This window comes from Synechococcus sp. CBW1002 (assembly GCF_015840915.1).
In the GTDB taxonomy this organism is placed as follows: Bacteria; Cyanobacteriota; Cyanobacteriia; order PCC-6307; family Cyanobiaceae; genus CBW1002.
The window spans coordinates 3,228,184-3,245,674 of the sequence record NZ_CP060398.1 but is presented as its reverse complement, the minus strand read 5'-3'; the positions used below and the strand labels follow the sequence as shown (position 1 = coordinate 3,245,674).

Sequence of the window (17,491 nt, the reverse complement as noted above, 5' to 3'; positions counted from 1 at the left end):
GAACTGGGGGCGTTCATACCTGGGGACGCCGTCCTTGCCGGGCGAGCCGGTCCTGATTGCCCTCCCGGCCGATCAGGCAAAGCATTCGGCGCTCAATGGCCCGAAATTCCTGGCGGTCGTTGATCTCTTTATCAAGGGAATGGATGCGGCTTCCCTGGCGAAGCAGGAAGTTGGTGATCATCTCTGCGGAGAAGCCATAGCCTTCACAGGCTTCGCGAATCGCCTGGGCCATGCAGTCCAAGGCCGGCTTGACGGGCCGGTAGTTGGCCTTCAGTACCCCTTGAAGGCGAAAAGCCTCAATCACGAGGGCATATTCGATCGGACCCATGGGCGTTCTCGGTTTGGTTGACGCTTATCAGCATCCCGCTTTTGCCCTCAAGAGTCACTGCGGATTCACTGCGGAGTCGTCAAGATCCCCAAAACAGCGGCCCCCAGAGGAGGCCGCAGGAGAGCGCCAAGGCTGATTGAAATCAACTACGCTTCGTCTGAATGTTGTGGAGCTGGTTATAGGTGTAGAGAAGGCTATGGATCTGCTTGTACAGCTGCATCTTCATCTCCTTGCTGAGGCGAGAGATCCTGAAGTCGAAGCAGTAGTTCTGCCCGTTCAGGTTCAGCGCCGGCCCGGCTTTCTTGTGAAGCGCAGGATCCGCGCACCGGGAGGCCGCCTAGGAATGGGCTGAGGACCGGCGGCAACGTGAACCTGATCGATGTCGCCATCGTTGGGAGCCCAGCTCGTTGAAGACGCCCATCGCTATGCCACCCGGGCGGGCATAGCGGTCTTCCCCTTTCTGCGCACCATCGTGATGAGCCTGCTCAGGCGTGGCGACAACCGCTCGATTCGCCAGCGCATTTGCGAGCAAGCTGGCCTATGACATCAGAGGAATGCTGGCGTCGGGAGGCGTGACAGAAGCCGGGGCTGCCATGCCTTGACCACGCTTTTCGAGAGCCCTGATGACTGGCTGGAATCCGGTCCTCGATCGAGACGCAGCAGACAGCGAGCCGGTGTGCTCCTGTTGGAATCAATGACCTTGCCGAAAGTTCAACCATCCGGACATTCCGGATCGTTGGAATCGAGAGCCAACGCGAGCGCCACTCACGCCCATTCACCCACCAAGCCAGTAAGCTGGTTTCCCAGGCTGGGGCGTGATGAAGATGACGCTGGACCTTCCGGATCACCTGATGCTTCAAGTGAAGCAGCGGGCCCTGCAGCAGGGGCGGCCGATCAAGGAGCTGGTGGCCGACTACATCCGCCAGGGGCTGCATGGCGCCGCCCTGCCCCAGCCCAGCAAGCGCGAGGTGCTGGAGGTGGACGCGGAAGGACTGCCACTGTTTCGCCCTGACCCCCGGCTCAAGCGGCATCCCATCGATGTGGCCACAGCGCTGCGGCTGGAGCAGGAGACGCTGATGCAGGAGGACCGCCAGCGTGCCGGCCTGTCTGCTTGACAGCAATGTGTGGCTGGCGGCGGCCTTCAGCGAGCACCTGGCCCATGCGCTCGCCCGTGGGTGCTGCGCTCGACCAGCGCGGTGGAACCGGCTTTGTGGTGCCGCGCCACCCAGCAGAGTTTTCTGCGTCTGGCCTCCACGCCGGCGATCACGCAGGCTTGTGGCGTGCCGATGGCCACCAACGGCGATGCCTGGGCCGCACTGCAGACGTTCATGGCGCTGCCGCAGGTGGATGTGATCGATGAGCCGCCTGATCTGGGGCGTCTTTGGTGCCAGCTGGGCGCAATCGAGCAGACTGCCCCGAAGCGCTGGATGGATGCCTACCTGGCCGCCTTCGCGATCGCTGCTGGCCTTCCACTGATCAGCCTCGACCAGGATTTTCGCCAGTTTGAGCAGGAAGGGCTCACGTTCCAGCTGCTGCAGGCGGATGTCCGTGGAGAAGACGCACCATGAGCTTTCCCACAGTTACCCGGCCTGCGGATTGATTGCGGACTCGGGAGGATCCCCAAAAAGCGGCCCCCAGAGGAGCCCGCTAAAGGACGTCAATCCAAGCCCAAGCCGAGCGAGATCAGCTGTGCTCACTCAGGATGTTGTGGAGTTCCTTGTCGGTGTAGACAAAGGCCTGGATCTGCTTGTACAGCTGGGTCTTCATCTCCTTGCTGAGGGGGGTGATCTTGAAATCGAAGTAGTAGCTCCGCTCGCTCAGGTTCAGGTGCAGCCCCATCTCGGCGATGTCGCCGGCTTCGATATCGGCCATCGAGATCTGCTGGACCTTGAACGGGTCATTCTCGGCTTCGAAGTGATTGTTTTTTGTCATGGATAGGGTTGAGCCTGGGTTGAGGTTTTTTTCTTTCTGTCGCTATTAAGGTCAGTCTTGACTATCTGGCCAGATTTCTGGCCTATCGATCAATCGGCCTAAGACCGTACCACGGTTTCTGATGCCATTGGGCTACGCCTTCTTTCAAGGCGTAGCGGGAGCCTTCAAGGAGCCCCGTCCCCGTAGATCGAAGGCCCTTTCGCCAGGCCCGGGAAGCAGGCGCGCCAGGCTGACCAGCGTGGTTCCCATCAGCCAGATCTGTCCGCCTGGGATCAGGGCCAGGGCCAGGCTGACCACCAGTGACATCGAGGCACCACTGAGGGCGGAGAGGCCAGCCGCCTGGATCGCTGCCCGCAGAATCCTCTGCTTGCCAGCGCCAGAAGCCTGCACCCAGCTGTGACGTTGGCGGATCAGGTGCCAGGCGAGGGCGATCGAGGCCGCGATCAAGGCTGCTTCCACCCCATGGGCCGCCATGTCGGCCGGCACCCCGGGAGCCAGCAGCGCATCCAGGCCGCCATCGGCATGGGCGCGGGCGATCTCGGCAGGGTTCATCACCTCGGCGCCGCGGCTCCGGTTCCAGCTGGCGGTCTCGAACTGCCAGCCCTGGTCTGCCGTTCCCCCCTGGGACTGGGGCCACCAGTGGCTGAGGTCCTTATCGGCCAGCCAGCTGCGGATGGCGTCGTGGGGAGAGTCGCTGCGCAGCAGCAGCTCGGGGAGCTGGCCCTGCAGTTCAGCCGCGTGGCTGGTCAGCCGTTCCTGGAGGCCAGCGCTTTGTTGCGGATCCAGGAGTGGCTCCTGGATCCGTGTGATCAGTGCCGCCCCAGCCAGCCGGTCGCACCCTCCCGCTTCATGCTGTGAGAGCGGCGGAGCCAGGCCTGCCCAGCAGTTGGCTGAGGTTCACGCCCGCATCAAAGGCGGCACGGTGCAGATCACGGCGCTGCTCATCGCTGAGGCCATCCCAGAAGGCATGGACCAGATCCAGCGACGCCTTGCCCATCCCCACCAGGCCCACCAGGGTCAGGGGGAAGCCCAGCCAGGGGAAGACCAGCAGGACAACGCTCAGCACCGCACTGACCGCAGCCCCCTGCTTGGTGGTTGCCCAGACGCTTTCGGCGATCACCTGGATCTGGGTGGCCCGATTGATGTCGCCCCGCTTGCGCATCGCCTCGGTGCGCAGGCCGGTGAGCAGCGCCTGGTAGATGGCGTAGACCAGCATCCCGCCAACGGTGGATTCTCCGATGAACTCAGTGCCGGTCAGGGCACCCTGGTTTCCGTTCAGGTCAATGGAGGCCAGGCCAGCGGCCGGTGCGATCTCCCAGCCGGCGCGGGGGATGCGGTAGGGATCACGTTCTCGGGTCATGGGAGGAGTGCAGGGGAACTTCAATCTGGGGCTGACGGGGGCTGAACGGGGGCCGATTCGTGCGAAGTACCAGCTGGAGGTGGTTTGGGGGTTGCTGCCGGTGGGTGTCAGAGGGCGGGCAATGCCTCATCTGTTGTTCGTGCGGATTGAGCAGAAAGAATGGATCCGACGGTTGGTGCCATTGCCTTGTCTGGGCGTGCCGCCCATGGCTGGAGGGAGTGGAAGAGCGACATTTGCCCCTAGGCTGCTAGCAGATTGCAAGCAGGAGGTCATCGTGTCGCGCACCCTCTACATCCGCCACGTGCCCGACGATGTGGCCGAGCGCCTGGAACAGCTGGCCCGCCGCGCCGGACTCCCCTTGAGCACCTTTGCCCTGCAGGAGCTCTGCGAAACCTCACGCCGCGCGGACAACGCCGATCTGCTCCAGGCTTTGCCCTCGGCCACCATCGAGCCCGGCGCGATCCTGGAGGCCCTGCGCCAGAGCCGCGCCGAACGCTGATGGTGGTGGTGGTGGATGCCTCGGTGCTGGTGGATGCCCTGTTGATCGATGGCCCTGCACGTGCACGGCTCGCGGATGCCAATCTCCAGGCGCCGGAGCTGATCGATGCCGAGCTTCTCTCGGTGCTGCGCCGCCTGGTGTTGGCCGATCTTCTGCCCGAGCAGCACGCCCTGCAGGCCCTGGCCACCAGCCAACAGCTGGGGCTGCGGCGGCACACCAGCCGCCACCTCTGGCCACGGACCTGGGAACTGCGGGCCAACCTCACGGCCTACGACGCGCTCTATGTGGCCCTGGCCGAACAACTCGGCGCCACCCTGCTCACCGCCGATGCCCGTGCCGCCCGCGCGCCCGGGCTGCAGTGCCCCGTGGAGGTGATCGCTTCCTGAGCATCCATTGCAGGAACAGACGAAAGATGGCAGCGGGGTGTTCAAAGGGCGGCGCAGACCAGCATCCCGCCGATGGTGGATTCTCCGATGAACTCAGTGCCGGTCTGGGCACCCTGGTTTCCGTTCAGATCAATGGAGGCCAGGCCAGCGGCCGGTGCGATCTCCCAGCCGGCGCGGGGGATGCGGTAGGGGTCACGTTCGCGGGGCATGGGGTTGGTGCGTCTAGAAACCAATCCTGGATCAACAACTGAGGTGGAGGGAGGCAGTCCGCCGATGCGAACGACGGGACAGGGGGTGTTTGAAGGATGACTTGTTGATTGCTGCGATCGGCTTTTGGGTGCCACAACCCGGCCATGCAGCAGGGATTACTGATCAGCCAGCCCACGATCGGCATCGTCAGGTCGCACGACCGGAGCGACCACGCCCTCTGCCTGTCCGACCACGCTGGACCAGGAGCCACCGTTCATCTCACCGTTTCTTCTGTCCTTGCTTCCACCAACTCCAGTAGCTCCGCCAGCAGATGCCGCAGAGCTGGCCCTTTTTCGGGGTGGTGCACAGCTGCGTCGGCCCTGCAGGTGATCAAGGTTTCGAGTGTCTGGAGGGTGTTGGTGGTGTCCATCAGCAACTCGATCGAGATGGCTGCGGTGGTTAAAGGCAAGGTGGGGAATGCAGTGTCCACAAAGAGTTCCCCAAGGCGGCGCAGGTGCTCCAGGGCGGCTCGAGCTCAGTTGCAGGGCTTATCGCGGGACCATCTCATTGAATGGTCATGCTGCGTCAGAGTCTCAGCCGAGCGGAACGCGTCTGAAGGGATCGCGCCGGAAGCGCCGGTAGACATCGAAGTCGCTGTCGAGACTGAGGATCTCGGCCACATCCAGCCGCTCCGAGAGTGTCACCAAGGTGAGATCGGCGAAATCGCCGGGCAGATCGGCAGTGCGTTGATTGAGTTCCGCGATACGGGCGTAATCCACTGGCAGCAGGTTGATCACCTCAATGCCACAGCGGCTGACGGCCCCGAGCAGATGGTTCTGAGCGGCCATGACGCGGGAATCACCGGGATGACCCAGCAGCCAGAGCACCTCGGCGATGCAGATCGGTGAGGTGATCAATTGAGCGGCAGTCTGATCAAAGAAGACCACGACGGCCTGGTGCAGTGGCTCCTGCTGTTGGTAGTAGCTCAACAGGATCCCCGAATCGACCAGGATTCGCCGCATCAGCGCCGCTCCATCCGCCGCGCTGCAAGTCTCTGGCCGAGGAGTCGGCGCCGCTCCTGACGCTCTGAACTCCCCGACGGCAAGGTGTCGAGAAAGCTGCCGGGATGACCACCCAATTGCTGGGTGATCGACGGGAGGGGCTGGCGCTGCTGCCAGCGTTCTCGGATCAGCTGGCGAATCAAGGAGCTCTTGTCCTGTCCCGTTTCTGCCAGGAGCTGCTCGAGGCAGTGCTCTGTATCGGCGTCAAGCCTGACGGTGAGGGGCATGACGAGCAGGGCCCGATCCCTGTATTACAAGCATGCCCATCGTAGTACCGGTGGTTGGATGCTGGGGCTTCCGGCCATGGCGCACCGGGAGAGTGGGCAAGAAAAAGCCCCGGGCGCCGGGCCCAGGGCTTCTGTGATGGGTGGCTTCACCCCTTGATCGACCTCAGCTCCCAGAAGCAGCTCCCCACGGTGGCGGTGGCATCGCCGCTCTGCTGTTCATAGGCCTGGCGGGCCTTGAGCTGGCATTCGATCTCCTTGCAGCTGAGGCTATAGCGCCTACTGGGCAGTTGCTGCCTGAGGTCACCGCGCAGATGGGCCAGACGCAGATGTTCCTGCAGCTGTTTCTGCTCTGCCGCCAGGAATTCCAGCTCCTGCTTCACGGCAACGAGTCGCTCCAGGCTGCTGCTGATGGTGTCGGGCGCAAAGCGGGGATCGTTGAAGTCCGCGCTGGCGGGCAGGATCCCCAGACCAGCCAGCAGCAGCAGCGCCTCCGGCGATCCGGGGGCAGGCTCGGCGCTCACGGGGGGCTGCGCGGCACTGGGGCTCAAGGCGGTGGTCATGGTCAAGGAGGGCATGGCGGCGGTCATCGGGGTGGTGGTCATGGGCGAACGGAATGGGGAATCGGCGATCAGGGAGATTCAGGCGCTCAAGTCACCAACGCAGCGAGCTGCATCTGGGCCTCGAGCAGCTCCTCTCGCCGCAACAGCTCGATCGGGGCCGGCAGCGAGCGGCGATCGATCGGGTAGCTGCGCAGCAGCGCTCGCAGCTCCACCACTGAGAACTCGTTCCAGCGGTCCACCTGCGCGCCGGCGGGGGCGGCTCTGGTCGGCAACGGCGCTTCCCAGGCCGTCTCGACGGGGCGGGGTGGTTGTTGGTGGGCTGCACCCCGTGGGGCAGAGAGCTGCTCCACCAGGCCTTCTCCAGGGGCTTCCGCACCGCGTTTCAGGTTCCCGACTCCCAACCATCCCTGGCCGGGCTGATCACCACCAACCGGCACCGGCGCTGGATCGAGACTTTTCTGGCGGGGATCGCTCCGGCCTGAATCTCAGCGATTCCCCTGAATGGCTCGGGTGGATGACGCGGCCATCCACCCTGGCATTCAGGGGATAGACTTCGCGTATATCCCAGATGGGTGCTCCCCGTGGCGGCTGTCACCAGGCTCTTCCTCAGTAACCGCAGTCAGGCTGTGCGCATCCCCGCCCATCTGCGCCTGCCTGACTCCGTGAAAGACGTGGAGGTCCGGGCCTGCGGCGAGGAGCGCATCATCTCTCCGCTCGGTCGCCGCTGGGACACGTTCTTTCAGGATGCGCTGCCCGTGCCGGATGACTTCCTGCAGGAGAGGGCGACTCAGGATCAACCGGAGCGCGAGGCCTTCTGACACGGAAGATGTTGCGCTATCTGCTGGATACCAATATCTGCATCTATGTGATCAAGCAAAGGCCGGCTTCGCTGCTTGAGAGATTCAACGAGAATGCTGCCCTGATGGGGATCTCTGCGATCACCCTGGCCGAGTTGCTGCACGGGGCTGAAAAGAGTTCCCAACCCCGGAGATCTCTTGCCGTTGTGGAGGACTTCTGCAGTCGCTTGGATGTGCTCAGCTACGGAGCCAAAGCTGCGCAGCACTATGGACTGATTCGCGCATCCCTTGAGCGGCGTGGATTACCGATTGGTGTGAATGATCTGCACATCGCTGCCCATGCCCGCAGTGAGGGCCTGACCCTGGTCAGCAACAACCTGCGGGAATTCGAGCGGGTGGATGGTCTGTTGCTCGACAACTGGGTCTGACGGCACCTCTCCACGCCCGCTTGAATGACGCAGGGGGGCCGCCAGCCAAAAGGCCGGCCTCTGGCCGGCCCCAGGGCATCAGCAGGCCCCGCCCTCTGGAGCCTCTTCTCCATCCGGCGCCTGGCTCTCCTGGGCCGCGATCTCGGCCTGCAGCCTGGCCTCAAGCCCCTGATCGATCGCATCAATGCGCTCCAGGAAAGCCGCCATCACCGGCAGCACCTCCTCCTCCAGCAAGGTGAGCTCCTCCTCCCCATAGGGCTGATCGATCCAGCAGCGGCGGATCGGCCGGCCTTCGGCGCTGTGGGTGCGCAGGATCCACTCCAGCGCCTTCTGGCACGACTCCACCAGGGACACCGGATCTTGCGGGGAATAACGAACGACTGAGCTGACCATGAACCATTGACGCCATCCGGCGCAGCGACGGGACACCGCAGGGCCGCCCCGCCCGGCAAGGGGCGCCGACCCTCGATCAGGTGCGCTGAGCACCGGCGGCAACGCCGGGGCGATCGCACCCACGCAACCAGCAGCGGCGCCTGGCGCAGCCCTTGCCCAGGGGCGAGCCTGGAGGTGCCCGGCGCGGAGCATCCTGCGGTGCGGCGAAAGCGGCGGCGGCACGCAGACTGATCCCCGCCACTCCCGCTTCCGCCTGCTGGTCCGCCCTGGTGCGTCAGCAGTTCGGGAGCATCCGGGGCTCGCGCAGCTTCATCGACCGACAGCAGCTCAGGGCGCTGGCCAAGGATCTGCTCCGCCAGCTGGACGCCATCCGCGGGCCGATCGCCACGAGCGATCCCTCCCTGGCCCTGGCGCTGCTGTGGGAGTTCCTCGCTCTCAGCCGGAACATGCTCTCCCGCTGCGATGACAGCAACGCTGAGATGGATGAGCTGTTCCGGGAGGCATGCCACGCCCTCCCCCCCGTGGCTCTGGCGACACGGCCGGAGCCTGCAGCGCTGGCGCGACAGGTGTTCGAGGCCCACTGCCACGACGACGACGGCATCGTGCACGGCCTGATCGGGAAGCTCGCCGAGTCGCTTGGACCCACCGGGCTGGCGGCGCTGCGGCAGCAGTTTGAGCAGCTGGCCCAGCAGCCAGCCACGGTGCTGCTCCAGGAGCAGTCCCGGTTCTGGACCGCACAGTCCGGCCTCAGGGCCGTTGCCGAGGCCATGGGGGATGTAGATGGCTACATCGCCCAGTACAGCGAACGGCAGCGGCGCGTTCCCTCGGATCGCGGCCGGGATTGCACAGCGGCTGCTCAAGGTCGGGCGGCCTGAGGAGGCCCTGCGGTTTCTGCGGGGGGGGGTCTCCGGAGCGCTCCCCCTGGCCGGTACTCGACTGGGAAGACGCCCAGATCGCCGCCCTGGAGGCCCTCGGCCGCACCGATGAAGCCCAGGCGGCCCGGTGGCACTGGTTCGAGCAGACCCTGATGGAGACCTATCTGCGCGATTACCTCCAGCAGCTGCCCGCTTTCGAGGACGGGGAGGCTGAGCAGCGCGCCATCGACTTCGTGGCTGCCAGGCCGGATCTTGTCGAGGCCCTGTCTTTTCTGCTGGACTGGCCCACGGGCCTGAACCGCGTGGCCCAGGTGATCGTGCAGCGCCACGGTGAACTCAACGGTGCCCACGACGAGCTGTTCGACGCAGCAGCAGAGCGCCTGAGTGCAGACCATCCGCTGGCAGCGACCCTGGTCCTGCGCTGCATGGTGGATTTCGCGCTGACCAATCGCTACTCCAGCCAATACGCCGCCGCCGCCGGCCATCTGCACACCTGCCAGCTGCTGAGCTCTCGCATCAGCGACTGGGGCGAGATCCCACCCCATGAGGCCTACCTGGCAGCGATCCGCTCCACCCATGCCCGCAAACGCGGCTTCTGGAGCAAGGCCAGGCCCCTGGGCCTCTGATCCGGCCCTGCTCCAGCCAGCGCCGTTCTGCCTGGCCACGAACCGTCGCTGCCACCGGCGGGGAGCACCACGAGAGCGGCGTGAACCCTCCCAGCGTGCCCACCGCGTCAGCGGCGGCAAGGATCAGGCCGGGCCGCGATGTCTGCAAGCCGCACCTCTCGGTGCGACGCGGTCCTTGCCGCCTCTGCCGCAGCGGGCCTCGGTCGGTGGTTCCACGCCTTCCTTCCCATGGCACTCCCCACCGCTCCCTGCTGCGAGATCCGCTGCCTGCTCCTGCACGTCTACCCCGATGGCATCAAGGCCTATGGCCACCCCAGGGCCGGAACCGCTGGAACTGCTCGCCGGGGTGCATCAGCTGTGCGGTTGTGGTCGCAGCCGTCAGGGCTGGTTCTGCGATGGCGCCCATCTGGGAACCGGCCGGGTGTCCTACGAGCTGCGCCTGAGCGAGGCGGCCACGATGCTGCTGTGCCGCTGCGGCCGTTCGCACCGCTATCCCCTCTGCGACGGCCGCCATGCCGCCCAGCCCCGCAGGCCCTGGTGGCGGCCATGGGGATGAGCGCCTCGATCGTGTTGGCCGCCGATGATCCGGCCGGCCTGGCCCGCTTCTACGGCGCACTGCTGGAGGTGGAGCCGCAGCCGGGGCTGAGTGGCACCCACTGGCGGGTGGCCTGGCCGGCCGGCGGGTGGCTGGAGATCTATGCCCCATCACGCAGCCGGACCCAGCCGCGGCAGCCGGGGCGATTGGCGCTGTGCCTGCAACGCCAGTCGGATGGCACAGGTGCCGTTGCCGTGCTCAACGCCTGGATCACCGCAGCATTGGGCCTGGGCGCCTTGCTGCAGGAACCTCCACGCGTGGAACCCTTTGGCGCAGAAGCCTGGCTGCTGGATCCGGAGGGCAACCGGTTGCTGTTGCTGGTGATGCCAGCACCGTGAAGTCCCCTTCATGAAGCCCCATTGCCCATGGTGAAGAGCGGTTTCGTTCTCGCTCCAGCTCTTGCCCCCGACGGCCAGCTGTCCGATCGTGACTCCATCGACACCCGGGAGGCTCCAGAGCATGGAAGACACCCCACCTGAGCAACCGTCTGGAGTGAGCTGACGATCCGGCCCCTGCTCCAACACTCTCAACGGATCACTGACGTTCCTGGCGTGTCGAGGCTGTTTTGCTGAAACAACCCTGGCGCCGTCCATTGCACCGCCTCAGGTGCCCCGGACCCAACGGAACGTCCCGATGGACCCCTGGCCCCAGGTGCCAGCGTCAGCAGCTCCGACCTCACAACCCACGATTCAAGCCCGGTGGCCTCGTCACTGGGCTTTGTCGTGTTTCCGACGACAATCAAGGCGATCAGCAAGGCATCAACTCCAGAGAGGCTCTGCTCACCTCAGTTCCTGAGGACTTCTGATCGATTCAGAAGTCACCTGATCACACGCTGATCAGAGGCTCAATCTGTACCAGCAGCGCAGGCAGTTGCTCGCTCAGGGTGATCCACACCTCCTCAAGGTCCACGCGGTCATAGGCATGGATCAGCACATCCCGCATACCTGCCATCTCCAGCCAGGGGATCTGTGGATGTTGCTTGCGGCAGGAGTCGCTCAGCCACTTGGTGGCTTCCCCAATGATCTCCAGATTGCGCACCACGGCATCCTGGAGAACGTCGCTGGCCATGAATGTCTCGCGATCGGGAATGGGGAATCCTTGAACCCGTCGGATCGTGGTCAGGATGTCGCGCAAGGCATCACGGTCCCTGGGCTCCATCACAGAGGGATCGCGTCCCGCTCAGCCGAGGCCAGAGCGGTGGGCCTGAGATTGCGGCGGCGAATCAGATCAACGCGGCAGTGCAGCGTGTCTTCCAGGGCCTGCTTCAGGGCAATGCGGTCCAGGAGACCGGTGCGTGGAGGCAGATCCACCAGCAGATCCAGATCACTATCGGGTCCAGCCTGATCACGGGCCACGGACCCAAATGCCGCCAGATTGCTGGCGCCATGGGCCATGGCGATCTCCCTGATCCTTGGAGCCTGTGCCAGTAGGTCGTCGAGGCGCATGGCTGCCCAGAAGCCATTGGTAGCCTAAGAGAAGCGACTCAGCTCGCCCTGCCTCGTGAGGCCATGGTCACTGGTGGACTGGCCGGTTGCAGGGAACTGGTTGGAACCGCCCTGGTCGAGGCCTCTGATTCATTGATAGATCCGCTGGACCGCCGCGTCAGTACGGCAAACCGTTCACAGCTGCAGGGAGGTCGTACCACAAGCGACAGGAAGGCTGGCGGTCCGAGCACCGAGGTGGAGAGCCTGGCTGCGCGGGGTGAGCGGGTGGTGGCCTACAGCTTCAGGCACGGCTATACCTCTCGGTAGCGGCCATGAACAGGAGCGGCACTGGGTAACTCGCCAACGGGGACTCTGCCTTGATCAGCACAGCAGCCGAGGCATGGCGCGGCTCAGCCGCCTTGCCCAGCGCCTTCAAACAGAGCAGCAATATCGCCGGCAGCCATTTGATCGAAGTCGTCGGGCACGGTGCACTGGCCCCCCAGCAGGCCCAGGCGGCGCACCATCGGCCGGCCTGCCACCGGCGCCTATCAGCAAAGATGTCCGCTCAGGGTACTGATCTGAGTACCTCAGAAAGCCTACTCCGGATGGAGGATCATGGGCTTCGAGATCGGATGTTGATCGTCATCGCGCGTTGATCAGGAGCGCAGGCTTGAGCGGCCGGCCCCCGGTCGGAGGCTGAGGCCGGCCCGCCTCTTGCGGGCGGTCCAACCACAACCCCCTGGGGCCTGGGTTTCTGATCTTCAAGCAGCGACAGTGTCCTGCGGTCTGGGATGGTTGACCCGCACGACTGTTGGCTGAGCCCAATCGCGAGGTGGCCTGGCCCAGCGGCGTGGATGTTGCGCACGCGCCTGCTCATAGGTCTGCTGACGGACTCTGCAGATCGCGTCAGCTTCTCCGTAGTGACGTTGATTGGGCGTCACATACTTGATGCCGCTGTGACGATGCTCAGCGTTGTACCAGTCAACAAAACCATCGACCCAGGCACGCACTGAGAGAAGATCCCGGAAACGACGCACTGGATAGCTCTGGTGATATTTCATGGTTCGGAACCATGACTCAACGTAGGCGTTGTCATTGCTCACCCGCGGCCGCGAGAATGACAGGGAGATGCCGAGCTCGGCCAGCTTGGCGGCCAAGGTGTAGGAGCGCATGGGTGCTCCGTTATCGGCGTGCAGGATCGTGGTCGACCCCGAGCTGATCCCTTCATCACGGCAGACACGATCAAAGAAGTGCTTGGCCAGTTCGCCGCATTCACGATCGTGCACCTCAACGCCAAGGATGCGCCGGCTCCACACATCCATCACCATATAAAGGTAGTAGAATTGACCCTTCACAGGCCCCGGCAACAGGGTGATATCCCAGGCCAGCACTTGATGGATGCCCGTTGCCTCCAGCACGGGTGGCTCTCTTGGCTCCCGCGGTGGGCGGCTCCTGCCGCGATGATTTAACAGGCCTTCCTGGCGCATGATGCGGTAAATCGTTGACTCCGATCCCACGTAGACTCCCTCCTCGGCAAGGATCGCCACGATCTGACCAGGCGTGAGATCGGCAAAGCGTGGATCGTTGACAGTGGACAACACCTGTTGGCGCTCCTCCTCGCTGAAACGATGCATGACATGCCTGGACGCTCCCTTGCGTTGATCGCAGCTGAATCCCTGGGTCCGAATCATCAAGCCCCATCGCCTCAGCGTGCGTGTCGCCAGGCCGAAAAGATCAGCAATGGCCTTGGCCGAAAGGCCACGACTGATGCCTTCCTGTAGAAGCGCGACGATCGCACCGCGATCGCCAGACGGAATCAAGGATCCTCGTCCGGTTGAAAGATCTGGTTGAACTTTTTTGAGAGCATCAACAACGTCGCCGCTTCTGTCAGTGCTTTTTCTTTCTTCTGCAATTCACGCTCCAGCTGGCGATTCCGCCGGACCAGTTCCTGATTCTTGCGTTGCAGTTCCCGCTGATCAGCCATGCTCGGCGCGCTGGGGCCATTGGCATCCTCGGCGGCCTGGCGCCAACGGGCAACCTGCTTGGGGTACAGCCCCCGCTCCCTGCAGAACGACCCGAGCTCGCTTCCGTTCAGTCCTGCGGCCTGGATCACGGCTGCCAGCTTGTCGGCAGCGCTCCACTGCTCCGGCGGCCGGTTCGTGGCAGGCACCAGCTGGCCCTGCTTCTGCCACTGGCTCCGCCAGTTGTAGATGGTCTGCGCCGTGATCCCGGTGTCGCGGGCGATCTCAGCCACGCTCTCAAGGTTCGGAGGGCTCATCCGCAGGCGGACGGCTTCCCGCAGAGCGGCGTCATAGGGCGGTTGCATAGTCGTCGGTTGGGCCCCCAGGTGGACGGGTCAAACCGAGCGGACTTCTTCCTAAGAAACACCAACGGCCAACAGGGATCTCGGCTGACTGACCACACCTCAAGCAGAGGCAACAAGTTGAAAACCAAGGGCAATGGCGCGTCGCTGGAGACCACGAATCTGACGATCCCTTGATTCCTCCTGATATGCGGCAGCACCGGGATCCTGATATACCAAACCATCACGGAGCGTCTTGTAGTAAAGAATGGCAAGCTTTCGGGCAGTAGCAATTAATGCTTTACTCTTTCCGGCACGTGCTGCCAGACGACGTTGAAAAGCACCCAGTGCAGTATTCGTTCTTCCCAGCGGTACGGCAGCCATCCAAAAGGCACTACCTGCTCGCGTAGTGCCCTGTCGTGTTCGTGAAGAAAGTACCTTTCCCCCTGAGATCCTGTTCTGAGGACTGAGTCCCAGCCATGACACAAAATGCTGGGCACTGGGCCAGCGCTTCATGTCCAACCCACACTCACTAATGAGCGTGAGAACTGTTGTTGGTCCTAATCCCGGAAGCCTTAGAAGATTGTGGCCTGACAAGGCTTGAATTAGGTGGGTTGGGTTAAATGCAAAGCCATGTCCGCATATCTTCCAATCCCCAGGTTGACTGCCTGGATCTTGATAGTCCGAGCCGGCAAGCTCTGTCATCAATGATTGTGCCGCAAGCTCGCAGGCCCTGATCTTCTCTGAATAGGTGTCAAAGAGCTCAACTGCGATCTTCAAAGAGAACAAGTGATCGTCTTGGTAGTTCCCCTCAAGAGCAGCCGCAATTGTTGCCGCGCTCTCCTTGCAGCGTCTGTCTCGGAGAGAAGCGAGTCTTTCGGGGTCCCTCTCACCTGAAAGTATGGCATCGATGATTCGCCTACCGGTTAGTCCGCTGATATCTCTGACAACATGATGAAGCTGAAGATTCATAAGCATCAGCGCCTTCTGGATGTGTTGCTGATGAGACGAGCGGTATCGAACAAGTTGATCACGCTGCCGCAGATATGAGCGTAGTTCTGTGATTTTTTGGTCTGGACGAAAGCTTGCTCTCACCAGGCCGTAGCTGTGGAGCTGCTGAAGCCATTGTGCATCGTTGATATCCGTCTTGCGGCCCGGAACATTCTTGGCGTGCCTGGCATTAACAAGAAAGACGTCAATGCCTTTGCCAGAGAGAATCTCGTAAAGCGGAACCCAGTAGATTCCAGTGGACTCCATGGCAATGGTGCTAATTCCAACTGCCAGCAGCCATTCGGCGAGTGCGATTAGATCCTTTGTGAAGCTTGAAAACTTGCGGACGGGATTCGGATCAAGCTCGACAGGAACAGCAACAACGTGGAATCTACTGCCGACATCAATTCCAGCGGAACGAGGGTTAATGACTTTCAGACGAGCTCGGCGCTTGCCTGCTGAAATTGGTTCTCCCATGGCTTAAGGACTCACTAGGTGATCGGGAGGGCATCAGGCAGGATTCGCGCACTAAAATCAGCAAATTCCTAATCGGGATCGGCCGACTAACTCATTGGTCAGTCGAGCCGTCGCCAGGGCAGGGAGCGCAATTCGAATCCCAGGCCACGTTTGCTTTCGGGGTCAGGCCTCCAAAGATGTCATCGGCCATGGCCCGATGTCCTCATGACCAGAGTGGCAAGGGCGCTCTGGCTTGGCCGTGGGTGTTTCGGGCGCGAGGGCGTACGCGCGTACTGGTTCGTTTGCTGACACTGGGGGGATCGCGACTTCCTCGCTCTCCTCTTCAAGCAAGGTCCCCCACCACAGGTGATCTGGCTTCGTGTGGGAAACAGCTCCAACAAAGCCCTTCAAGCGGTTCTGCTGCGAACGCTTGATCAGGCCATCGCCAGCCTTCTTGAAGGAGAGCCATGGGTAGAAGTTCGTTCATCTGTCTGACGACGCCCTCTTCTCCCCCACCACCCGCACCCGCGACCTGGCCCTGGGCCCCTCCCTGTTCCCCTGGGAGAGCCAGAGCATCACCACAGCCGCCTCCCCCAGCGGCCAGCGGTACATCCACCACGAGACGCGGGGTTCACGGGTGCTGCGGTTCGTGCGCGAGCACCGGCGCGAAGGGGGCCGCGCCGAGGGTGTCACCGAGCCGTTTCGGTGTCTGGGGTTTGTCCGCTACGAAAGCCACGAGGCGGAGCGGCCGATGGCGATTCGATGGAGGCTGGAGCGGCCGATACCGGCGGCTTGGCTACCGGTGATGGCGTTGGCGGTTTAGCGTTCGATCGCTTGCCGAGCGCCTCCCACAAGCTCCTGCGCAATGGCTGAGACCGCCGACGACCTGATCCGCCTGCTCAGAGAGCACGCGCCCGATTGGAGCGAGCGCTTCGGTGTGCGCAGCCTCCGGATCTTCGGCTCATGGGCACGGGGAGCGGCCACTCCAGAGAGCGATGTGGATCTGCTGGTGGCGTTCGAAGCCCCCTCCACCGCCAGGCGGTTCTATGGCCTCCAGGTGTTTCTGGAGGATCTTCTCGGCAGGTCCGTGGACCTGGTGACGGAACAGGCGCTCAGGCAGGAGTTGCGGCAGAGCGTGGAGGCTGATGCCATCAGCATCTGATCGCCCGTCTGGTCGTGACTGGCGGCTCTACGCCCGGGACATGGATCAACTTGCACGTCGAGCTGTGGACTACTGCGCTGGTCTGAACCGCGACCAGTTCTTCGACAACCAACTGGTACAGGACGCGGTTCTCCGCAACATCGAACTCATCGGCGAAGCAGCAGCCCGCATCCCGCCTGAGGTAAGACTTGCCCATCCAGAGATCGCCTGGCGTGAGATCGTGGCCATGCGCAATCAGCTGATCCATGGCTACCTGGGTGTCGACCTTGATGTGGTCTGGGATGTCGTGCAGGTGGAGCTGCCCCTGCTGATCACTCAGCTCGAGGCCGTGCTGGCCTGAGACGATCAGCTTTCACATTCATGGCCTTGGTCTCGCTCTGGCGAGTCCCCCTCCGCAACGACGCCCCCTGGATCCACCGCGAAGGTGTGCTCCGGCACGAACCCAGCTAGACCGCCGCGGCCAGACCGATCTCATGACAGCCTGCAGCACCTGGCGGTGCAGGCTGGTGGGGTAATGGCTCACAATGCCGCCCACGTTCAGCTCCGGCGCCGACTGGCCGACGTTCCGCCGATGACGAGGCCCACAGCACCCCGGCTGGAGACGTTCGGCCGCTTTCTGCTGCGCGGCCTGCGCATCGGCGCCAGCACGATGTCGGTCTTCGTTGAGCACCAGCAGCGGCGGCAGGCGCGGGCTGAACAGCGCCACCGTCAGCAGGATGTAGCGCAGCGTGCCGTCCGAGAGTTCCGCGGCATCCAGCGGCCGCAGCAGGCCCGGCTGGTGGAAGCGCAGCCGGAACAGCCCCTCCTCCGTGCTCACGCTCAGATGGCACCGCGGCCGGCAGGTCGCCGCCGTCGCCGGCCAGGGCGAAGCAGCGGGTGCCCACCCTTGGCTGCCGCGCCG

General features: G+C 63.5%; 34 protein-coding genes and 1 pseudogene. 17 read left to right on the top strand and 18 right to left on the bottom strand.

The window, feature by feature from the left end; genetic code table 11:
• Positions 1–13: 13 nt before the first annotated feature.
• On the bottom strand, positions 14–328 hold the full coding sequence (locus H8F24_RS20280) for a hypothetical protein (RefSeq protein WP_197170233.1): 315 nt from the start codon (positions 326–328) through the stop codon (positions 14–16).
• A gap of 379 nt (positions 329–707) precedes the next feature.
• Between H8F24_RS20280 and H8F24_RS16055 the strand changes: the two genes are divergently transcribed.
• From H8F24_RS16055 to H8F24_RS16045, 3 genes are all read left to right on the top strand, one after another.
• A complete protein-coding gene (locus tag H8F24_RS16055) occupies positions 708–872 on the top strand; it encodes a hypothetical protein (protein WP_197155728.1) in 165 nt (54 codons plus the stop codon).
• A 280-nt stretch (positions 873–1,152) separates the two neighbouring features.
• The gene (locus H8F24_RS16050) at positions 1,153–1,443 is read left to right on the top strand and encodes a hypothetical protein (RefSeq protein WP_197170231.1); all 291 of its coding nucleotides are present in this window, start codon (positions 1,153–1,155) and stop codon (positions 1,441–1,443) included.
• Positions 1,444–1,503: 60 nt separating this feature from the next.
• A complete protein-coding gene (locus H8F24_RS16045) occupies positions 1,504–1,896 on the top strand; it encodes a PIN domain-containing protein (RefSeq protein WP_197170230.1) in 393 nt (130 codons plus the stop codon).
• Between the two features lie 115 nt (positions 1,897–2,011).
• Here the strand turns inward: H8F24_RS16045 and H8F24_RS16040 are convergent, their stop codons facing one another.
• Positions 2,012–2,260: a hypothetical protein gene (locus tag H8F24_RS16040; RefSeq protein ID WP_197170229.1), complete on the bottom strand. Its 249-nt coding sequence runs from the start codon at positions 2,258–2,260 to the stop codon at positions 2,012–2,014.
• Positions 2,261–2,404: 144 nt separating this feature from the next.
• Positions 2,405–2,812: a hypothetical protein gene (locus H8F24_RS16035; RefSeq protein ID WP_197170228.1), complete on the bottom strand. Its 408-nt coding sequence runs from the start codon at positions 2,810–2,812 to the stop codon at positions 2,405–2,407.
• On the opposite strand from H8F24_RS16035, the gene H8F24_RS16030 reads away from it, so the two are divergent.
• Positions 2,783–3,118 carry a hypothetical protein gene (locus H8F24_RS16030; protein WP_197170227.1) on the top strand — a complete coding sequence of 112 codons (336 nt, stop codon included), beginning with the start codon at positions 2,783–2,785 and terminating at the stop codon, positions 3,116–3,118. The two genes, H8F24_RS16035 and H8F24_RS16030, sit on opposite strands and share 30 nt — an antisense overlap.
• Here the strand turns inward: H8F24_RS16030 and H8F24_RS16025 are convergent.
• Positions 3,108–3,620, bottom strand: coding sequence for a hypothetical protein (locus tag H8F24_RS16025; RefSeq protein ID WP_197170226.1), 513 nt, complete (start codon positions 3,618–3,620; stop codon positions 3,108–3,110). The two genes, H8F24_RS16030 and H8F24_RS16025, sit on opposite strands and share 11 nt — an antisense overlap.
• A gap of 274 nt (positions 3,621–3,894) precedes the next feature.
• Here H8F24_RS16025 and H8F24_RS16020 point away from each other — a divergent pair, with 274 nt between their 5' ends.
• Both H8F24_RS16020 and H8F24_RS16015 read left to right on the top strand, forming a co-directional pair.
• Positions 3,895–4,119: a hypothetical protein gene (locus H8F24_RS16020; RefSeq protein ID WP_197155720.1), complete on the top strand. Its 225-nt coding sequence runs from the start codon at positions 3,895–3,897 to the stop codon at positions 4,117–4,119.
• Complete coding sequence (locus H8F24_RS16015; RefSeq protein ID WP_231597905.1) at positions 4,119–4,505, top strand: type II toxin-antitoxin system VapC family toxin; 387 nt, start codon at positions 4,119–4,121, stop codon at positions 4,503–4,505. The genes H8F24_RS16020 and H8F24_RS16015 overlap by 1 nt, the downstream gene beginning before the upstream one ends.
• A 41-nt stretch (positions 4,506–4,546) precedes the next feature.
• Here H8F24_RS16015 and H8F24_RS16010 read toward each other — a convergent pair whose 3' ends face one another.
• The 6 genes from H8F24_RS16010 to H8F24_RS15985 all read right to left on the bottom strand — a co-directional run bounded on the left by H8F24_RS16010 (position 4,547) and on the right by H8F24_RS15985 (position 6,814).
• Positions 4,547–4,714, bottom strand: coding sequence for a hypothetical protein (locus H8F24_RS16010; protein WP_197155718.1), 168 nt, complete (start codon positions 4,712–4,714; stop codon positions 4,547–4,549).
• 254 nt (positions 4,715–4,968) lie between these two features.
• Complete coding sequence (locus tag H8F24_RS16005) at positions 4,969–5,163, bottom strand: hypothetical protein (protein WP_197155716.1); 195 nt, start codon at positions 5,161–5,163, stop codon at positions 4,969–4,971.
• 124 nt (positions 5,164–5,287) lie between these two features.
• Positions 5,288–5,716, bottom strand: a complete 429-nt coding sequence (locus tag H8F24_RS16000) for a type II toxin-antitoxin system VapC family toxin (RefSeq protein WP_197170225.1) — start codon at positions 5,714–5,716, stop codon at positions 5,288–5,290.
• Positions 5,716–5,982 (bottom strand): ribbon-helix-helix protein, CopG family, encoded by a 267-nt coding sequence (locus tag H8F24_RS15995; protein WP_197155712.1) that lies wholly within the window; start codon positions 5,980–5,982, stop codon positions 5,716–5,718. Before H8F24_RS15995 ends, H8F24_RS16000 begins: the two co-directional genes overlap by 1 nt.
• A gap of 146 nt (positions 5,983–6,128) precedes the next feature.
• The gene (locus tag H8F24_RS15990; protein WP_231597904.1) at positions 6,129–6,584 is read right to left on the bottom strand and encodes a hypothetical protein; all 456 of its coding nucleotides are present in this window, start codon (positions 6,582–6,584) and stop codon (positions 6,129–6,131) included.
• Between the two features lie 44 nt (positions 6,585–6,628).
• On the bottom strand, positions 6,629–6,814 hold the full coding sequence (locus tag H8F24_RS15985) for a hypothetical protein (RefSeq protein WP_197172576.1): 186 nt from the start codon (positions 6,812–6,814) through the stop codon (positions 6,629–6,631).
• 42 nt (positions 6,815–6,856) lie between these two features.
• On the opposite strand from H8F24_RS15985, the gene H8F24_RS15980 reads away from it, so the two are divergent.
• From H8F24_RS15980 to H8F24_RS15970, 3 genes are all read left to right on the top strand, one after another.
• Positions 6,857–7,024, top strand: coding sequence for a hypothetical protein (locus tag H8F24_RS15980; protein ID WP_197159372.1), 168 nt, complete (start codon positions 6,857–6,859; stop codon positions 7,022–7,024).
• 99 nt (positions 7,025–7,123) lie between these two features.
• Positions 7,124–7,360 (top strand): type II toxin-antitoxin system VapB family antitoxin, encoded by a 237-nt coding sequence (gene vapB, locus H8F24_RS15975; RefSeq protein WP_197170224.1) that lies wholly within the window; start codon positions 7,124–7,126, stop codon positions 7,358–7,360.
• An 8-nt stretch (positions 7,361–7,368) separates the two neighbouring features.
• Positions 7,369–7,767: a type II toxin-antitoxin system VapC family toxin gene (locus H8F24_RS15970; protein WP_197170223.1), complete on the top strand. Its 399-nt coding sequence runs from the start codon at positions 7,369–7,371 to the stop codon at positions 7,765–7,767.
• 78 nt (positions 7,768–7,845) lie between these two features.
• Here the strand turns inward: H8F24_RS15970 and H8F24_RS15965 are convergent, their stop codons facing one another.
• Both H8F24_RS15965 and H8F24_RS15960 read right to left on the bottom strand, forming a co-directional pair.
• Positions 7,846–8,160: a hypothetical protein gene (locus H8F24_RS15965; RefSeq protein WP_197170222.1), complete on the bottom strand. Its 315-nt coding sequence runs from the start codon at positions 8,158–8,160 to the stop codon at positions 7,846–7,848.
• A 76-nt stretch (positions 8,161–8,236) separates the two neighbouring features.
• The gene (locus H8F24_RS15960) at positions 8,237–8,401 is read right to left on the bottom strand and encodes a hypothetical protein (RefSeq protein WP_197155705.1); all 165 of its coding nucleotides are present in this window, start codon (positions 8,399–8,401) and stop codon (positions 8,237–8,239) included.
• Positions 8,402–8,429: 28 nt separating this feature from the next.
• Here H8F24_RS15960 and H8F24_RS15955 point away from each other — a divergent pair, with 28 nt between their 5' ends.
• From H8F24_RS15955 to H8F24_RS15940, 4 genes are all read left to right on the top strand, one after another.
• Positions 8,430–9,035, top strand: a complete 606-nt coding sequence (locus H8F24_RS15955) for a DUF6880 family protein (protein WP_197170221.1) — start codon at positions 8,430–8,432, stop codon at positions 9,033–9,035.
• Positions 9,002–9,661: a DUF6880 family protein gene (locus H8F24_RS15950; protein ID WP_197170220.1), complete on the top strand. Its 660-nt coding sequence runs from the start codon at positions 9,002–9,004 to the stop codon at positions 9,659–9,661. The genes H8F24_RS15955 and H8F24_RS15950 overlap by 34 nt, the downstream gene beginning before the upstream one ends.
• A gap of 304 nt (positions 9,662–9,965) precedes the next feature.
• Entirely contained in the window at positions 9,966–10,217 is a 252-nt protein-coding gene (locus H8F24_RS15945) for a CDGSH iron-sulfur domain-containing protein (RefSeq protein WP_231597903.1), read from the top strand.
• The gene (locus tag H8F24_RS15940) at positions 10,214–10,594 is read left to right on the top strand and encodes a VOC family protein (RefSeq protein WP_231597902.1); all 381 of its coding nucleotides are present in this window, start codon (positions 10,214–10,216) and stop codon (positions 10,592–10,594) included. Before H8F24_RS15945 ends, H8F24_RS15940 begins: the two co-directional genes overlap by 4 nt.
• Positions 10,595–11,081: 487 nt before the next feature.
• Here H8F24_RS15940 and H8F24_RS15935 read toward each other — a convergent pair whose 3' ends face one another.
• The 5 genes from H8F24_RS15935 to H8F24_RS15920 form a co-directional block, all read right to left on the bottom strand.
• Entirely contained in the window at positions 11,082–11,324 is a 243-nt protein-coding gene (locus H8F24_RS15935; RefSeq protein ID WP_231597901.1) for a DUF86 domain-containing protein, read from the bottom strand.
• Between the two features lie 89 nt (positions 11,325–11,413).
• Positions 11,414–11,701: a nucleotidyltransferase family protein gene (locus tag H8F24_RS15930; protein WP_231597900.1), complete on the bottom strand. Its 288-nt coding sequence runs from the start codon at positions 11,699–11,701 to the stop codon at positions 11,414–11,416.
• A gap of 740 nt (positions 11,702–12,441) precedes the next feature.
• Entirely contained in the window at positions 12,442–13,500 is a 1,059-nt protein-coding gene (locus H8F24_RS15925) for an IS3 family transposase (RefSeq protein WP_231597781.1), read from the bottom strand.
• Entirely contained in the window at positions 13,497–14,006 is a 510-nt protein-coding gene (locus H8F24_RS19695) for a transposase (protein ID WP_197157219.1), read from the bottom strand. Before H8F24_RS19695 ends, H8F24_RS15925 begins: the two co-directional genes overlap by 4 nt.
• A 99-nt stretch (positions 14,007–14,105) precedes the next feature.
• Positions 14,106–15,449 (bottom strand): IS110 family transposase, encoded by a 1,344-nt coding sequence (locus tag H8F24_RS15920; RefSeq protein ID WP_231597702.1) that lies wholly within the window; start codon positions 15,447–15,449, stop codon positions 14,106–14,108.
• Positions 15,450–15,794: 345 nt separating this feature from the next.
• Here H8F24_RS15920 and H8F24_RS20275 point away from each other — a divergent pair, with 345 nt between their 5' ends.
• From H8F24_RS20275 to H8F24_RS15905, 4 genes and pseudogenes are all read left to right on the top strand, one after another.
• On the top strand, positions 15,795–15,923 hold the full coding sequence (locus tag H8F24_RS20275) for a hypothetical protein (RefSeq protein WP_370594762.1): 129 nt from the start codon (positions 15,795–15,797) through the stop codon (positions 15,921–15,923).
• Positions 15,922–16,251, top strand: a pseudogene (locus tag H8F24_RS15915) (DUF3427 domain-containing protein); the annotation flags it as partial. The gene H8F24_RS20275 and the pseudogene H8F24_RS15915, both read left to right, overlap by 2 nt.
• A 42-nt stretch (positions 16,252–16,293) precedes the next feature.
• Complete coding sequence (locus tag H8F24_RS15910) at positions 16,294–16,590, top strand: nucleotidyltransferase family protein (RefSeq protein WP_197155543.1); 297 nt, start codon at positions 16,294–16,296, stop codon at positions 16,588–16,590.
• A 40-nt stretch (positions 16,591–16,630) separates the two neighbouring features.
• Complete coding sequence (locus H8F24_RS15905) at positions 16,631–16,930, top strand: DUF86 domain-containing protein (protein WP_197170217.1); 300 nt, start codon at positions 16,631–16,633, stop codon at positions 16,928–16,930.
• 18 nt (positions 16,931–16,948) lie between these two features.
• Here the strand turns inward: H8F24_RS15905 and H8F24_RS15900 are convergent, their stop codons facing one another.
• A complete protein-coding gene (locus tag H8F24_RS15900) occupies positions 16,949–17,407 on the bottom strand; it encodes an AAA family ATPase (protein WP_197170216.1) in 459 nt (152 codons plus the stop codon).
• Between the last annotated feature and the right edge of the window lie 84 nt (positions 17,408–17,491).

Coding starts and splice junctions, on each gene's coding strand:
- H8F24_RS15930 (WP_231597900.1), bottom strand. CDS start 11,701: ATGCGCCTCGACGACCTACTGGCACAGGCTCCAAGGATCAGGGAGATC.
- H8F24_RS15945 (WP_231597903.1), top strand. CDS start 9,966: ATGGCCACCCCAGGGCCGGAACCGCTGGAACTGCTCGCCGGGGTGCAT.
- H8F24_RS20280 (WP_197170233.1), bottom strand. CDS start 328: ATGGGTCCGATCGAATATGCCCTCGTGATTGAGGCTTTTCGCCTTCAA.
- H8F24_RS15905 (WP_197170217.1), top strand. CDS start 16,631: ATGGATCAACTTGCACGTCGAGCTGTGGACTACTGCGCTGGTCTGAAC.
- H8F24_RS19695 (WP_197157219.1), bottom strand. CDS start 14,006: ATGCAACCGCCCTATGACGCCGCTCTGCGGGAAGCCGTCCGCCTGCGG.
- H8F24_RS15910 (WP_197155543.1), top strand. CDS start 16,294: ATGGCTGAGACCGCCGACGACCTGATCCGCCTGCTCAGAGAGCACGCG.
- H8F24_RS15940 (WP_231597902.1), top strand. CDS start 10,214: ATGAGCGCCTCGATCGTGTTGGCCGCCGATGATCCGGCCGGCCTGGCC.
- H8F24_RS16030 (WP_197170227.1), top strand. CDS start 2,783: ATGGGCGCGGGCGATCTCGGCAGGGTTCATCACCTCGGCGCCGCGGCT.
- H8F24_RS15970 (WP_197170223.1), top strand. CDS start 7,369: ATGTTGCGCTATCTGCTGGATACCAATATCTGCATCTATGTGATCAAG.
- H8F24_RS16015 (WP_231597905.1), top strand. CDS start 4,119: ATGGTGGTGGTGGTGGATGCCTCGGTGCTGGTGGATGCCCTGTTGATC.
- H8F24_RS16035 (WP_197170228.1), bottom strand. CDS start 2,812: ATGAACCCTGCCGAGATCGCCCGCGCCCATGCCGATGGCGGCCTGGAT.
- H8F24_RS15995 (WP_197155712.1), bottom strand. CDS start 5,982: ATGCCCCTCACCGTCAGGCTTGACGCCGATACAGAGCACTGCCTCGAG.
- H8F24_RS16025 (WP_197170226.1), bottom strand. CDS start 3,620: ATGACCCGAGAACGTGATCCCTACCGCATCCCCCGCGCCGGCTGGGAG.
- H8F24_RS15935 (WP_231597901.1), bottom strand. CDS start 11,324: ATGGCCAGCGACGTTCTCCAGGATGCCGTGGTGCGCAATCTGGAGATC.
- H8F24_RS16000 (WP_197170225.1), bottom strand. CDS start 5,716: ATGCGGCGAATCCTGGTCGATTCGGGGATCCTGTTGAGCTACTACCAA.
- H8F24_RS16010 (WP_197155718.1), bottom strand. CDS start 4,714: ATGCCCCGCGAACGTGACCCCTACCGCATCCCCCGCGCCGGCTGGGAG.
- H8F24_RS15990 (WP_231597904.1), bottom strand. CDS start 6,584: ATGACCACCACCCCGATGACCGCCGCCATGCCCTCCTTGACCATGACC.
- H8F24_RS15920 (WP_231597702.1), bottom strand. CDS start 15,449: ATGGGAGAACCAATTTCAGCAGGCAAGCGCCGAGCTCGTCTGAAAGTC.
- H8F24_RS16040 (WP_197170229.1), bottom strand. CDS start 2,260: ATGACAAAAAACAATCACTTCGAAGCCGAGAATGACCCGTTCAAGGTC.
- H8F24_RS16050 (WP_197170231.1), top strand. CDS start 1,153: ATGACGCTGGACCTTCCGGATCACCTGATGCTTCAAGTGAAGCAGCGG.
- H8F24_RS15965 (WP_197170222.1), bottom strand. CDS start 8,160: ATGGTCAGCTCAGTCGTTCGTTATTCCCCGCAAGATCCGGTGTCCCTG.
- H8F24_RS16055 (WP_197155728.1), top strand. CDS start 708: ATGTCGCCATCGTTGGGAGCCCAGCTCGTTGAAGACGCCCATCGCTAT.